This is a genomic window from Streptomyces sp. NPDC091279 (genome assembly GCF_044757465.1).
Classification (GTDB): domain Bacteria; phylum Actinomycetota; class Actinomycetes; order Streptomycetales; family Streptomycetaceae; genus Streptomyces.
In genome coordinates this window covers 276,649-290,380 of record NZ_JBIVVA010000008.1, presented here as the reverse complement: position 1 = coordinate 290,380, position 13,732 = coordinate 276,649, and the positions used below count along the sequence as shown (strand labels likewise).

At 71.7% G+C, this 13,732-nt stretch carries 16 protein-coding genes; 3 read left to right on the top strand and 13 right to left on the bottom strand.

Going from position 1 to position 13,732, the window contains the following annotated elements; genetic code table 11:
* Positions 1–23: 23 nt before the first annotated feature.
* Genes ACIQOU_RS22000 through tsaB form a run of 4 tightly spaced genes read right to left on the bottom strand, consistent with a single transcriptional unit; the run spans position 24 to position 2,542 of the window.
* Positions 24–290, bottom strand: coding sequence for a hypothetical protein (locus tag ACIQOU_RS22000; protein WP_401538474.1), 267 nt, complete (start codon positions 288–290; stop codon positions 24–26).
* Positions 287–1,381, bottom strand: coding sequence for a tRNA (adenosine(37)-N6)-threonylcarbamoyltransferase complex transferase subunit TsaD (gene tsaD / locus ACIQOU_RS21995; protein WP_401538473.1), 1,095 nt, complete (start codon positions 1,379–1,381; stop codon positions 287–289). The genes ACIQOU_RS22000 and tsaD overlap by 4 nt, the downstream gene beginning before the upstream one ends.
* Positions 1,374–1,889: a ribosomal protein S18-alanine N-acetyltransferase gene (gene rimI, locus ACIQOU_RS21990; protein ID WP_401538472.1), complete on the bottom strand. Its 516-nt coding sequence runs from the start codon at positions 1,887–1,889 to the stop codon at positions 1,374–1,376. Before rimI ends, tsaD begins: the two co-directional genes overlap by 8 nt.
* Complete coding sequence (gene tsaB, locus ACIQOU_RS21985; RefSeq protein WP_401538471.1) at positions 1,886–2,542, bottom strand: tRNA (adenosine(37)-N6)-threonylcarbamoyltransferase complex dimerization subunit type 1 TsaB; 657 nt, start codon at positions 2,540–2,542, stop codon at positions 1,886–1,888. The genes rimI and tsaB overlap by 4 nt, the downstream gene beginning before the upstream one ends.
* A gap of 159 nt (positions 2,543–2,701) precedes the next feature.
* Here tsaB and ACIQOU_RS21980 point away from each other — a divergent pair, with 159 nt between their 5' ends.
* Positions 2,702–3,274 (top strand): hypothetical protein, encoded by a 573-nt coding sequence (locus ACIQOU_RS21980; RefSeq protein ID WP_401538470.1) that lies wholly within the window; start codon positions 2,702–2,704, stop codon positions 3,272–3,274.
* A 53-nt stretch (positions 3,275–3,327) separates the two neighbouring features.
* Here the strand turns inward: ACIQOU_RS21980 and ACIQOU_RS21975 are convergent, their stop codons facing one another.
* From ACIQOU_RS21975 to ACIQOU_RS21935, 9 genes are all read right to left on the bottom strand, one after another.
* Positions 3,328–3,507 carry a hypothetical protein gene (locus ACIQOU_RS21975; RefSeq protein ID WP_401538469.1) on the bottom strand — a complete coding sequence of 60 codons (180 nt, stop codon included), beginning with the start codon at positions 3,505–3,507 and terminating at the stop codon, positions 3,328–3,330.
* 265 nt (positions 3,508–3,772) lie between these two features.
* Positions 3,773–4,285 carry a tRNA (adenosine(37)-N6)-threonylcarbamoyltransferase complex ATPase subunit type 1 TsaE gene (gene tsaE / locus ACIQOU_RS21970; protein WP_401538468.1) on the bottom strand — a complete coding sequence of 171 codons (513 nt, stop codon included), beginning with the start codon at positions 4,283–4,285 and terminating at the stop codon, positions 3,773–3,775.
* Positions 4,251–5,492 (bottom strand): alpha/beta fold hydrolase, encoded by a 1,242-nt coding sequence (locus ACIQOU_RS21965; protein ID WP_401538467.1) that lies wholly within the window; start codon positions 5,490–5,492, stop codon positions 4,251–4,253. The genes tsaE and ACIQOU_RS21965 overlap by 35 nt, the downstream gene beginning before the upstream one ends.
* Positions 5,493–5,550: 58 nt before the next feature.
* Positions 5,551–6,732, bottom strand: a complete 1,182-nt coding sequence (gene alr, locus ACIQOU_RS21960) for an alanine racemase (protein ID WP_401538466.1) — start codon at positions 6,730–6,732, stop codon at positions 5,551–5,553.
* 45 nt (positions 6,733–6,777) lie between these two features.
* Entirely contained in the window at positions 6,778–7,542 is a 765-nt protein-coding gene (locus ACIQOU_RS21955) for a L,D-transpeptidase family protein (RefSeq protein ID WP_401538465.1), read from the bottom strand.
* 361 nt (positions 7,543–7,903) lie between these two features.
* Positions 7,904–9,340, bottom strand: coding sequence for an NAD(P)H-hydrate epimerase (locus tag ACIQOU_RS21950; protein WP_401538464.1), 1,437 nt, complete (start codon positions 9,338–9,340; stop codon positions 7,904–7,906).
* A gap of 82 nt (positions 9,341–9,422) precedes the next feature.
* Positions 9,423–10,799 carry a hypothetical protein gene (locus ACIQOU_RS21945; protein WP_401538463.1) on the bottom strand — a complete coding sequence of 459 codons (1,377 nt, stop codon included), beginning with the start codon at positions 10,797–10,799 and terminating at the stop codon, positions 9,423–9,425.
* A gap of 137 nt (positions 10,800–10,936) precedes the next feature.
* Positions 10,937–11,308, bottom strand: coding sequence for a holo-ACP synthase (locus ACIQOU_RS21940; protein ID WP_401538462.1), 372 nt, complete (start codon positions 11,306–11,308; stop codon positions 10,937–10,939).
* 135 nt (positions 11,309–11,443) lie between these two features.
* Positions 11,444–12,463 (bottom strand): hypothetical protein, encoded by a 1,020-nt coding sequence (locus ACIQOU_RS21935; RefSeq protein WP_401538461.1) that lies wholly within the window; start codon positions 12,461–12,463, stop codon positions 11,444–11,446.
* Positions 12,464–12,681: 218 nt separating this feature from the next.
* On the opposite strand from ACIQOU_RS21935, the gene ACIQOU_RS21930 reads away from it, so the two are divergent.
* Positions 12,682–13,095, top strand: coding sequence for a DUF6896 domain-containing protein (locus ACIQOU_RS21930; RefSeq protein ID WP_401538460.1), 414 nt, complete (start codon positions 12,682–12,684; stop codon positions 13,093–13,095).
* A gap of 118 nt (positions 13,096–13,213) precedes the next feature.
* Positions 13,214–13,585, top strand: a complete 372-nt coding sequence (locus ACIQOU_RS21925; RefSeq protein WP_401538459.1) for a hypothetical protein — start codon at positions 13,214–13,216, stop codon at positions 13,583–13,585.
* Positions 13,586–13,732: the final 147 nt, after the last annotated feature.

Here is a 13,732-nt window from a genome sequence, read left to right as displayed (position 1 = left end):
GCGGGGTGGGGTGACCTGGCCCCTCACGCCTCCGGCGCCTCCGGTACCGACTCGAACCGCCAGCGGTGGACCGCACGGGCGACCAACTCCGCGCCCGGCTCAGGGAGTTCCGGCAGGTCCGCGTCGAACTCGGCGTCCCACCAGGTGATGACGAGGACCCGGTCCTGCGGGGCCCGCAGCACCTCCCGGCGCACCGGCGTCGCGGGCAGCTCCTGTCGGCGCACCCAGGCCAGCAGGTCCGCGTCCTTGCCCGCGACGGCCCGCGCCTCCCACATCAGGGCAACGGTCACGAGTACAGGTTCTCCTTGCTGACCTCGTGGACGTGGTCGTGGTGAGAGTGACCCGGCACATGGGGCTCGGTCACCGGCAGGGAGGAGTCCGCCGAGAGGTCCCAGCTGGAGGCGGGCCGGTTGCGGGCGACCATCTCGGCGCCGAGGGCGGCGACCATCGCGCCGTTGTCCGTGCACAACTTGGGCCGGGGCACCCGCAGTTGGATACCGGCGGCCTCGCAGCGTTCCTGGGCCAGCGCCCGCAGGCGGGAGTTGGCGGCGACGCCACCGCCGATCATCAGGTGCTCGACGCCCTCGTCCTTGCAGGCGCGGACGGCCTTGCGGGTGAGGACGTCGACGACGGCTTCCTGGAAGGAGGCCGACACATCGCGCACCGGCACCTCCTCACCGGCGGCCCGCCTGGCCTCGATCCAGCGGGCGACCGCCGTCTTGAGGCCGGAGAAGGAGAAGTCGTAGGCGGCGTCACGGGGGCCGGTGAGGCCGCGCGGGAACGCGATCGCCCTCGGGTCGCCCTCGCGCGCGTAACGGTCGATGACCGGGCCGCCGGGAAAGCCCAGATTGAGCACCCGGGCGATCTTGTCGAAGGCCTCGCCTGCCGCGTCGTCGATGGTCGCGCCGAGGGGGCGCACGTCGGAGGTGATGTCGCTCGACAGGAGCAGCGAGGAGTGGCCGCCGGAGACCAGCAGCGCCATCGTCGGCTCGGGCAGCGGGCCGTGCTCCAGCTGGTCCACGCAGATGTGCGAGGCGAGGTGGTTGACGCCGTAGAGGGGCTTGCCGAGCGCGTAGGCGTACGCCTTGGCGGCCGTGACGCCGACCAGCAGCGCACCGGCGAGCCCGGGTCCCGCGGTGACGGAGACGCCGTCGAGGTCGCTCGCGGCGATCCCGGCGTCCTTCAGGGCCCGTTCGATGGTCGGCACCATCGCCTCCAGGTGGGCCCGGGAGGCGACCTCCGGGACGACCCCGCCGAACCGGGCGTGCTCGTCGACGCTGGAGGCGACGGCGTCGGCCAGCAGGGTGGTGCCGCGCACGATGCCGACGCCGGTCTCGTCGCAGGAGGTCTCGATGCCCAGGACGAGCGGTTCGTCAGCCATTGATCTCGGTTCCTTGTACGGAGGTTGCGGGGTCGGTCAGGCGCATGACCAGGGCGTCGACGTTGCCCGGCTGGTAGTAGCCACGGCGGAAGCCGATCGCCTCGAAGCCGAAGCGCTCATAGAGCTTCTGGGCGCGGATGTTGTCGATCCGGCACTCCAGCATCACTTCGGCGCACTCGAAGTCCGTTGCCGCGCGCAGCAGTTCGGTCAGCAGTCGGCCGCCGAGCCCGGTGCCCCAGTGGTCCCGGCCGACGGCGACGGTCTGGACGTCGCCGAGGTCACCGGCGGCGGCGAGCCCCGCGTACCCGACGAGCCGCCCGCCCTCGGCCGCCTCCTCGGCGACGAAGTAGCGCCGGGTGGCCTCGGGGCCGCGCGCGTGCGCCAGCTCGGACCAGAACATGCCCCGGGACCAGGCGTCCTCGGGGAAGAGGTCCTTCTCCAGTTCCAGGACGGCGTCGATGTCCCACCAGCGCATCTCGCGCAGCCGAGGCGTCACGGGTGTGGTCACTTGGGGGTGACCACCTTGTAGTTCTTCGGAACCTGCGCGTCCGGCCTGCGCAGATACAGCGGCCGGGGCGCGGGCAGCTCCACACCTGCGGCGAGTCTCTCGGCGGCCAGCGCGGCGAGGGCGGCGGCGGAGACGTGCTGCGGCTCGCGGGCGTCGGGGAAGGTGTCCGGGTACAGCAGCGCGCCCGCGCCGACGGCGGGCAGTCCGGCGACGCGCTCGGCGAGGTCGGCCGGCCGGTCGACGGCGGGCTCGGTGAGCCGGGTGCGGGGGTCGGCGTACGTCGCCCAGTAGACCTCCTTGCGCCGGGCGTCGGTGGCCACCACGAACGGCCCCTCGTCGAGGCCGGAGGCGTAGGCGAGGCCGTCCAGGGTGCACAGGCCGTACACCGGGACGCCGAGCGCGAGCCCGAAGGTGTCGGCGGTCATCAGTCCGACCCGCAGCCCGGTGTAGGGGCCGGGGCCGACGCCCACGACGATCCCGGTGACGGCGTCGAGCCGCAGCCCGGCCTCCGTGAGCACCCGGTCCACGGCCGGCAGCAGCAGCTCACCGTGCCGGCGCGCGTCCACCTGGGCGAAGGCGGCGATGACGTCCCGGCCGTCGTGCAGGGCGACGGTGACGGCGGGGGTGGCGGTATCCAGAGCGAGCAAGAGCACACAAACAGCCTACGGCTCCGGCTCGCCGCTGTCGGACGAGCAGCGCAACCGGCCCCACCGACACGGTACGACCCCCACCACCGCACCCGTTTCATCCCGTTTCATCCTGCTACGGTCGCCCGGGTACGGCGGACGACGTGAGGGTCGAGGTGGGCGACGGTGACAGACAGCAGCTCCGGATTCATCGTGTGCGGGCTCACCGCGGTGGCCCTCGCGACGGTCGGCGCCCTCGGCTACCAGGCCGCGGCGACCGCTCCCACCGACCTCTCGAAGCCGCGCGGCGCCGGCTCACCGGCGCCGAAGGCCTCCAAGGCGCCCCGCGACAGGAAGAACCCCGCCGCACTGCCCGGCAACTCGGGCGCGGGCCAGCGGGTCGTGTACTCGGTGGACGACGACCGGGTCTGGCTGGTCGGCGCCGGTGACACGGTCCGCCGCACCTTCAAGGTCACCCCGGGCTCCGTCGACCCCACCCCGGGCAGTTACGGGGTCAGCTCCCGCTCCAACGCCGTCACCGGCACCGACGGCATCCCCATCGAGCACGTGGTCCGCTTCACCGTCGCCGACGGCGTGACGATCGGCTTCAGCGCGGCGGCGCAGGACGCACCGAGCCCGTCGTCGTCCGGCGCCTCCCGGACGGGCGCCCGCACGGGCGGCATCCGCGAGTCGGCGCAGGACGGCGTGGCCATGTGGGAGTTCGCGACGATCGGCCGCCAGATCATCGTGATCCGCTGAGCCACGACCCCTGCGGACGGCTCGACCCGCCGACTCCCCGAACTCCCGTTCCGCTAGGCCGCGTTGCGGTGCACGACCGGGGCGACGGGGGCAGCGGCCGGGCGGGAGACCTCGGGGTCGGGCGCGCGGGGCGGGGTGGAGACGGTTCGCGCCGCGGCGCAGGACGCCAGCAGGTCCCGCATGGACACACCGGACATCCCGGGCAGTGCCTTGTCTCGTTCGGTGGCCGGCATGGACGCCTCCTGAACCTGGGGGCGGGCGTAGTTAGGTAGACCTAACTACGAACTGGATACCATGTGACCACGCCCGACGCGGTGAACGCAATATTTTGCCGACACCGTGTCGGAACGTTCACCGAGCGGAACGACACGTCGGAAGATCGGGGCGCGTTCCGGGCCGCCGGGGCACGCGCGGGCACGCCTCAGAGGGCCCACCAGACCCCCGCCCCTTCTCTCCCGCCAAGCCGACAGGCTCCCGTCAGGCCGACGGGCTCCCCCGTCAGGCCGACAGGGCGCCCAGGTCGGCCGTCGCCCAGCGCTCGCCCACCCCGGTCAGGGTCAGGTGGCGCAGTTCGTCGGTCGTGTCGCCGACGGCGCGGTGGATGTCGATGGTCAGCCGGTCGTCGGTCAGCTCCTCGACCTTGCCCTCGCCCCACTCGACGACGATCACGGAGTCGGGCAGCGAGACGTCCAGGTCGAGGTCCTCCATCTCGTCGAGCCCGCCGCCCAGCCGGTAGGCGTCGACGTGGACCAGCGGCGGCCCGTCCCCCAGCGCCGGGTGGACCCGGGCGATGACGAACGTCGGTGAGGTGACCGCGCCCCGCACCCCGAGGCCCTCGCCGAGACCCCGGGTGAACGTCGTCTTGCCGGCGCCCAGTTCGCCGTTGAGCATCACGAGGTCACCGGCGCGCAGCAGTTTCGCCAGGCGCCGGCCCAGCTCCCGCATCTGGTCGGGGGAGGTGACGGTCAGCTCGGTCTCAGCCGGGTTGCGCGGTGCCGCGGGTGCTTCCATAGCCACCCACGGTAGCTCCTGCGGGTACCGCGCCGACCCGGGTGAGCAGGTCGGCGAGCCGGTCGGTGACCGCCTCCGGGTGCTCCAGCATCACGAGGTGCCCGGCGTCGGGGACCAGGACCAGTTCGGCGTCGGGCAGCTCGTCGGCGATGGCCTCGCTGTGCTCGCTGGGCGTGACGAGGTCCTTGACCCCGGCCAGGACCAGGACGGGAATGTCCCGGAAGTGGGCGAGGGCGGCCGTCTTGTCGTGGTCGTTGAAGGCCGGGTAGAACTCGGCGACGACATCGATCGGCGTGGACTCCAGCATCCGTTCCGCGAACCGCACGACCGCCGGGTCGACGTCCCGGGACGCGAACGAGTACCGCTTGATGACCCCCGCGAAGAGATCGGCGGTGGCCCGGCGCCCCTTCTCCACCAGCGCGGCCTGCGTGCCGAGCGCCTTCAGGACGCCCGGGAGCACCCGCCGCACGGCGTTCACACCGGCCACCGGGAGGCCGAAGTTGACCTCGCCGAGCCGTCCGGAGGAGGTGCCGACGAGGGCGACGGCGACGACACGGTCCCGGATCAGCTCGGGGTACTGGTCGGCGAGCGCCATCACGGTCATGCCGCCCATCGAGTGACCGACGAGCACGATCGGCCCCTCGGGCACGGCCGCGTCGAGAACGGCCTTGAGGTCGCGGCCCAGCTGGTCGATGCTGACCGGCGACCCGTCCCGCAGCTGTGCCTCGCCGCGTGCCGAGCGCCCGTGGCTGCGCTGGTCCCAGTGCACGGTCCGTACGACGCCGCGCAGCGCCGCCCGCTGGAAGTGCCAGGAGTCCTGGCTGAGGCAGTAGCCGTGGCTGAAGACGACGGTGACGGGCGCCGGCGCCTTCCGGCCGAACAGCCGCCTGCGGCGCGGGCCGAGCGCGGGAACGGCGTCGGGATCGACGTCGTCGACCTCGTAGTAGAGCAGCGTGCCGTCGTCGGCGTAGGCCTTGCCGGGGGTGCCGCGCAGCGCGCCGTAGGGTCCCGTGGAGTCGAGGGCGAGCCGGGCCCGCCTGCGCATGCCGCGCCCGACGGTGAGCCGCTCTATGGCGACCCCGGCCGCGGCACCGGCGGCGACGACGCCTATCGCGGCGCCCGCGATGCCGGTGGCCCGGCGCCAACTGCCGTTCGCCCCCGCGGCGGAGGCGGCGGCCCGCACGGCCTCCACACTGCTCTCGCTCACGTACCGCTCCTGTTCGCCGGGGATGTCCCGTGGGTGCTTGCTCTGGGCGTGATGGCTGTCAACGACCCTGCTGGTGCTGTTCGTCGACGTAGACGCGGGGCACTCTGGGGCCGATGCGGGTGACGATCTCGTAGGCGATGGTGCCGGCCGCCTGGCCCCAGTCCTCGGCGGTGGGTTCGCCGCGGTCGCCGGGGCCGAAGAGGATCGCCTCGGCGCCGGGTTCGGGTTCGTCGCCGCCGAGGTCGACGACGAACTGGTCCATCGCGACCCGCCCGGCGACCGTCCGCCACTTGCCGCCGACCAGGACGGGCCCGGTGCCGGAGGCGTGGCGCGGGATGCCGTCCGCGTAGCCGACCGGGATGAGGCCGAGGGTGGTCTCGCCGGGGGTGATGTAGTGGTGGCCGTAGCTGACGCCGTGGCCGCCGGGGACGTGTTTGACCAGGGCGATCGAGGCCGCGAGGGTCATCACGGGCCGCAGTCCGAGGTCGGCCGGGGAGCCGAGGGCGGGGCTCGGCGAGATGCCGTAGAGGGCGATGCCGGTGCGGACGAGGTCGAAGTGGGACTCGGGGAGGGTGAGGGTGGCCGGTGAGTTCGCGATGTGCCGTACCTCGGGGCGGACGCCCTGGCCCTCGGCGTACCCGAGCATCTCGCGGAAGACGGTGAGCTGGGCGGCGATGGAGGGGTGCCCGGGCTCGTCGGCGCAGGCGAAGTGGGACCAGAGCCCGGTGATCTTCACGGCTCCGGCCCGCTCGGCGGCGAGCGCGGCGGAGACGAGCGCTTCCCAGTCCCGGCCGGGCTGACAGCCGTTGCGGCCGAGCCCGGTGTCGGCCTTGAGCTGCACGCGCGCGGGGCGGCCGACCGCGCGGACGGCGGCGGTGACCTCGTCCAGGGCCCACATCCCGCTGACGGAGACGTCGATCCCGGCCTCGACGGCCTCCCGCCAGGGCCCGCCCGGCGTCCACAGCCAGCACATCAGCCGCACCCCGGCGGGCAGCCCGGCGGCGTGCAGCGCGAGGGCCTCCTCGGGCGTGGCGGTCCCGACCCAGCCGGCCCCGGCCTCGACGGCGGCCCGGGCGCAGCGCAGGGCCCCGTGCCCGTAGCCGTCGGATTTCACGACGGCCATGAGGGCGGCGCCCGGCGCGAGGGCACGCAGGGTCCGTACGTTGGCACGCAGGGCGGCGAGGTCGATCTCGGCGCGGACGCGCGGGGGCGCGGTCGGGTGGGTGACTGTCTCGTTCATGGCGCTCCCAGTCTCTCAGAGCCCACTGACACGGCGCCCCGACGGCTAGACAGCGGGCCGCCTCCCCCACACGTACACCCGGTCCCCCTTCTTCAGGACGCCCCAGAGGGTGCGGGCGTCGCCGAGCCGCAGGTTGACGCAGCCCCAGGAGCCGACGGTGGTGTAGATGCTGCCGTACACGGCGTGGAAGGCCTGCCCGCCGCTGAAGAACTGGGCATACGGCATGGGCGAGTTGTACAGCGTCGACCAGTGGTTCTTGTGCTTCCAGTAGACCTTGTACCAGCCGGTGCGGGTGGCGTGCGCGGGCCGCCCGCTGCGCATCGGGGCGGGCCCGAAGACGACCTTGTCCCCCTTCTGCACCCAGGTGAGCTGCCGATTGAGGTCGACACAGGCGACCTTGTATGCCCGCACCGGGCACTTCTTGGCGGCATTCGGGTTCTTCTTCGCACCGGCGAGCTGCATGGTGGCCCAGGTGACGGGCCCGGCGAACCCGCTGGCGGGCTTGATCTTCTGCGCCGCCTGGAACTCCCGGATGGCCCGGCAGTCCCGCCCGGACTGCTTCCCGTCGACGGGCAGCTTGAGCCACCGTTCGACCTGCCGTTGATAAGGCCCGACCCGCTTACTACAGCCGACCTTCGCCACGGCATCCGCGAGCGGCACGTACTCGACCAACCCCGGCCGGGAAACCCCCGGCACCAACCCACCCTCCGCCCCACCGACAGACGGCGCAGGCCCGACCCCAAGGGCCCCGACCCCACCGACCACCAACAAAACCCCGACCACCCGAAAACCAAACCGTCCGCAGATCACCCGATCAGAAAAACCCCCTGACACCAAAGCCGGCGGGTGCCTCGCGGCGGGGGTCACTCTTATTGCTTACGGCCGGGGAGATATTCCTGACGGGCGGGGCAGACCACTTAGCCCGTCTGGGGGTCCCCCCTCTGGGGGAGCTTGAGGCTATAGGGCTGGACACCTCCGGAGCCCTTACAGCGGGGCCGACCCATTCCAGCCCGTCTGGGGGTACCCCCTCTGGGGGAGTTTGAGGACGAGGCCGTTCAGGCCGAAGCGGGGTTCCAAGGGGCGGCAGCCCCTTGGCGGGGTGCAAAGGCGGGGCAGCGCCCCGGCCGAGGGACGGGTAAGGGCGGCGGGGGCGAACACCGCCCCGGCACCATCAGCCCCGTACCCCCCGCCAAGCCGCCGGAACCGCCTCGGCCACCGCATGCGCCCCCACCGGCGCCCCCGCCGCAGCGACCCTCCCCGCCAGCCCATGCAGATACGCCCCCACACTCCCCGCGTCCCCCGCAGAGAGCCCCGCGGCCATCAACGACCCCGCAAGCCCGGACAACACGTCCCCACTCCCCGCCGTGGCCAACCACCCCGTCCCGGTGGAGTTGACCCGCACCGCCCCACCCCCCGCCTCGGCGACCAGCGTCGTAGCCCCCTTGAGCAACACGGTCGCCCCGTACCGCGCGGCCAACTCCCGCACCGCCACCAGCCGAGCCCCCTCCACCTCACCCCGCGCCACCCCCAGCAACGCGGCAGCCTCCCCGGCATGAGGGGTGAGCAGGGTCGGCGCACCCCGCCCCCGCACCACCTCCCGCGAGGCCAGCCGCAACCCGTCCGCGTCGACGAGCACCGGCACGTCCTGGGCGAGCACCTCGGCGACCACGGCCTCGTCGTCGCCGCCCCCGGGCCCGACCACCCACGCCTGCACCCGCCCGGCCGCCCGGGGCCCCCCGTCCGACACCAGCGTCTCGGGGTACCGCGCGACCACGGCGTCGCCCGCGAACCCCACATACCGAACGGCCCCGGCCCCGCCCCCCAACGCCCCGGCGACGGCGAGCACGGCCGCCCCCGGATACCGCGCGGACCCGGCGGCGATCCCGACGACCCCGCGCCGGTACTTGTCGCTCGCGGCCCCGGGCGACGGCAGCAGCGCGGCGACGTCGGCATGCTGCAACGCCTCCAGCACCGGCACCTCGGGCAGCACGTCCCCGAGCCCGATGTCGACGAGGTGGACGGCCCCGGCGTACTCACGGGCGGGATCGATCAGCAGCCCGGGCTTGTATGTCCCGAACGTGACGGTGAGGTCGGCCCGCACCGCGTCCCCGCGCACTTCCCCACTGTCGGCCTCGACCCCGCTGGGCAGGTCGACGGCGACGACGGCACCCGGCGCCGCGTCCGCGAGGGCGGCCAACCGGGCGGCGTCGGGCCGCAGTCCGCCCCGCCCACCGATCCCGACGATGCCGTCCACGACGAGGTCGGCCCGCAGCAGCGCCGGTTCGACGTCACCGGGGGCGAGGACGCGCCCCCCGGCCCGCAGCAGCGCGGCGAGCCCCCCGGCGTGGGCCCGCTCGGGCGAGAGCAGCACGGCGGCCACTCCCGCCCCGCGCCGGGCGAGCCGGGCACCGGCGTACAGGGCGTCACCGCCGTTGTCCCCGCTGCCGACGAGCAGCACGACCCGGGTGCCGTAGACCCGCCCCAGCAACCGGGCGCAGGCGACGGCGAGTCCGGCCGCCGCCCGCTGCATCAGCACCCCGTCGGGAAGCCGCGCCATCAGCTCCCGTTCAGCCGCCCGAACCGTCTCCACGCTGTGCCCAGTACGCATGCCCCCGAGTCTGCCCCGAACCGGCGACTACTTCCCGCCCACGGTGCTCACTTCTTCCACCCTGCGCGCTTCTTCCGCGTGCTCACTTCTTCTGCTCGAAGAGCCAGTCTCGGATGCCCTCGATGGTGTAGGCGGCGCGCCAGGTGCAGATGTGGTTGCTGCCGCTGTCGTCGGAGAGGCCGGGCCAGACCACGGTGCCCTTCTTGAGGGCGACGAAGTTGACGGGGGTGTCCTTGGCCCGCATGGCGGCGGTGAGCGGCGCGAACTCGGAGACCGTCAGCTGTCCGTCCCACACCCCGCGGCTGACCTCGGTGCCTTCCTTCTCGACGGTGTCCATGAGCCCGGTCATGCCGGGGTACGCCTTGGTGTCGCCCTGGGAGACGACGGCCCAGATCTTCTGCTTGGCCAGCGGCTTGACCTGGTCGAGGTCGTCCCACTGCCCGGCGACCAGGAACGACGCGGCGAACAGGTCGGGGTAGGTGAAGTCGAGGGCGATGGAGGACATGGCCCCGCCGGACTGGCCGGTGGTGTAGAGCCGGTCGGTGTCGATGCTGTAGGCGCCGCTCACCGAGTCGACGAGCCCCTTGATGGTCTTCAGGGCGGTGGCGTTGCCGTCGCTGCCCTCGTCCGAGCCGGTGAACTGCGGGGCGAGCACGAAGCATGCACGCTTGGCCTGCTCGGTGGGAGTGGCCCAGATGACCGCGCCGAGCCCCTGGGTGAGGGTGATGAGCGGATCGGTGCCGACGGTTCCGGCGTCGTGCATGAAGAGCACCAGCGGATACGACTTCTTCTTGTCGTAGTCCTTCGGCACGAAGAGGTTGTACTGGAGCGACTTCCCGGTGTCGGCGTCGGTGTACTTCAGCCCGGTCTTGAAGTCGTCGACGACGAGGTTGACGACCTTGCTGGTCTTCACGACGTCGCTGCTGGCGGCGTAGGCGGTACCGGCGGCGGTGGTGACGGTACCGGTCTGCGTCACCGAGGCGACGGCCTTCTTGACGGTGGGGCTGGAGGACATGCCCCCGCCCTTCTTCCCCGACGGCGGCCCGGACTGCTTCTCGGCGGACGAGGACGCGGCCGGGTGGGTGAAGGAGTCGACGTAGACGGCGGCGGCCTCGTCGAGGGGCGACAGTTCGACGATGACGTACGCGCCGTCGGTCCCGTGCCCGGCCTTGGCGGCCGAGGTGTTGGTGTAGACGGCGGTGACGGTGCGGTCGGCGACCGTGAACGACGCGTTCGTGACCTTCGAACGGTCGATGACGGCGTCGTACTTGAGCGCCACGGCGGTGAGCCGCTGCCCGTTCCCGAACACCTCGGTGATCGCGGTGGCCTCGGTGATGTGCCCACCGGTGCCGCTGGCGGCCGCGCTCGCCTGCGCCGTGTCGTCGTCGCCCGCGCATCCGGCGACCGCCGGTACCGCACCGGCCGCGAGCAGTCCCATGACCAGGGTCCTACGCCTCACGCGTCACACTCCAGAATTGTTAACAATTTCTCCGACCATAACCACTCCCTCCTCCTCACGCGACGACCCACAGCCCCCTCCGGGGCACTTCTCAGCCACTCCAGAACTTCCGGAACGACGGTGACGGCGCCGGTGGCTCACCCCTCGGCGACGACGACGGCGGAGGCGACCCCGGCGTCATGGCTCAGGGAGACGTGCCAGGACTGCACGCCCAGCTCGGCGGCGCGCGCGGCGACGGTCCCGCTCACCCGCAGCCGGGGCTGCCCACTGTCCTCGACGTACACCTCGGCGTCGGTCCACAACAACCCCGCCGGTGCCCCGAGCGCCTTGGCGAGCGCCTCCTTGGCGGCGAACCGCGCGGCGAGCGACGCGACCCCCCGCCGCTCCCCGCTGGGCAACAACAACTCCCGCTCCACGAAAAGCCGTTGGGCCAGAGCGGGAGTACGCGCCAACGACGCCCCGAACCGCTCGATCTCAGCGACGTCGATACCAACCCCGATGATGCTCATGCCGAGCACCCTACGACCGCCCCTGCACCACCGACCGGGAACCACATTCCCCCAACGACCACATGGGGCCTCGAGAAAGGGACGGACCGACCACCGGCGGTCCGTCCCTCGTCGAACGGCGTCGCCCCCGTCCCTTTAGCCGAGGCCAGGCTCCTGCGGGGACGCGTCCGGGACCTCGTCGAACAGTTCCTCCGTGCGCGCGGCCGTGACGGCCCGAACGAGCCAGCGCTGAAGAAGGTCAAGGTCCGTGCACTGGGTGACACGCTCACGCACCACGTCAGAGACGGGAAGCCCCCGCGCCTCCAGAACGCTCAGAACCCCCTCAGCCTTCCCCTTGGCCGCACCCCTGGCCTCGCCCTTCGCCTTGCCCTCCGCATGGCCCTTCGCATGGCCCTCCGCATGGCCCTCCGCATGGCCCTCCGCATGGCCCTTCGCATGGCCCTTCGCCTGACCGTCCAGGTAAGCCTCCTCGAAGACCGTGCCCCGACCGGGGAAGAAACTGACGACCATCTTCTCCAACTCCCTCCATTTGTCTCGGGCCGGAGTGTTCTCCAACCCGATCTCCAACAACTCCGACCAGTACTTCGCCGTGGAGTTGTCGAACGACCTCATGCCGCGGGCCAGCATTTCCAGTATGGCCCCGATGTCCTCGCTCTCGCTGTGCACGATCGCGGAGAACGTCGCCAGGGCAGGCTGCCGAGCCACCGCCGACTCATCGGCGATCCGCGAAACGGTGTCCGGCCCCAGCACGAAGGGACGCGTGACCTGAGTGGCCCAAGGACCGACGCGGCACTCGAAGGGCCCTGTTGCCCACGTGGCCGTGGACCGGTTCCGGCAGACCGTGAGGAGCAGCACCGGCAACTTGAACTTCGCGTGCAGATACGCCACGTAGTAAGCCCAGTTGGCGCCCTTGTCCAGGGCCTTCTTGGTCTGGGCCTCGATCGCGAGAAGAAAACCATCACCTTCCGACGGTTCGACCCTCAGTACCGTGTCCACACGGCGCTCCAGCGGGCGGATCTCCGTGACGTCAGGAGTGATCGCCTCGATGATCGCCTTCGCGGGCGGCGTGAGCCCCAGCGCCTCGAAGACGGGGGTGAGGACCTCCGGATGGTCCTGGAAGATCCGATGGGAGACCTCATGGGTGGATGTGACCATGCGCGCAACATAGATGAGCCGAAGGGCAGGGTTTCCTGACAATCGGAATACGTCCACCCTTTCGAGTGACGAAAAAACGTTCACTCCACCGCGATTTCACACCAACGCACTCGCCCCGGCCGTCTTCGCCGATTCCGAAGCCCAACTCACCGCTTATCGGGCCCCCTTCCCGTGCCGAAGAGACCAGGCCAAACGTCACCATTGACAGGAGCCCCCCGATGAGCCAGCCACCCGAGGCGGCCGCCTGTGTACGGTCCTTCCTGCGATCCCGCGAGGCCATCGGAACGGAACTGGCGGGCACCTTCCCCCAATTCGACTCGCTGGAGCATGTGTGGGAAGCGGTCCGGGCGGGAGAACTGGACCGGAGGGCGCGGTCGGCAACGGGTTTCTCCTACGCCGTCCACGGATACGGGTGCCGGATGACCGCCCCCGATGGGACCGAGATCGACGTGGACCTGCTCCCTGACGGGTCAGAGGTGTTCGACAGTTGGCGTCTGGAGGTCTTCGCCCGAAGCGTCGGCGCGAGCCCAACTCCCCCCAGGGACGCCCTGATCCAGGCCTGCCGGGACCTGGTGCGGCAGAACATCCTCCACGAACCGCACCCGGAATGGTTCCGCATCATCAAGCAATAGCCACAGAACGCTCACGAACGGAATCGCGCCCGTCCCTCCACTCCCCCTACGCTTCTCCCAGTTCCGCAAGGAACCGGAACACCGCACGATCGAATCACCAACGGGGAGAACGCACCACATGAACACCAAGTCACTCGGCATCGCGATAGCCGCCGCAGCCCTCACCTGCACCGCCCTCACCAGCGGCGTGGCCGTCGCCGAGCCCACCGCGCAGCTCACCTCCGCGTCGGCCGCGGCCGCCCTGCCGACGGACTGCCACAAGGTCCTGGGCCCGATCAAGCCCAAGGAGAGCGTCAACATCCGCACCAAGCCGTCGACCAGCGCCACGGCGATCGGCGTGTGGGGCAAGGGCAAGTCGGGCGCGATCTGCAACGACGGCAAGAGCTACAAGGGCTCCACGTACAAGGCGTGCGGCAAGACGAGCAACCAGTGGTACTACGGCGGCATCGGCTCCAAGACGGGCTGGGTCCTCAAGACCTGCGTCTACTAGAGCCACACCGGGGCGGACAAGCCCGGTTTCCCGGTAACCCGGTAACCCGGTAACCCGGTAGGCATCACCCAGGTCGACAGACCTCAAGGGGCGAACGGCACCAAGCCGTTCGCCCCTTTCCGATGCCCAGCTCCCCCACTCCCCCGC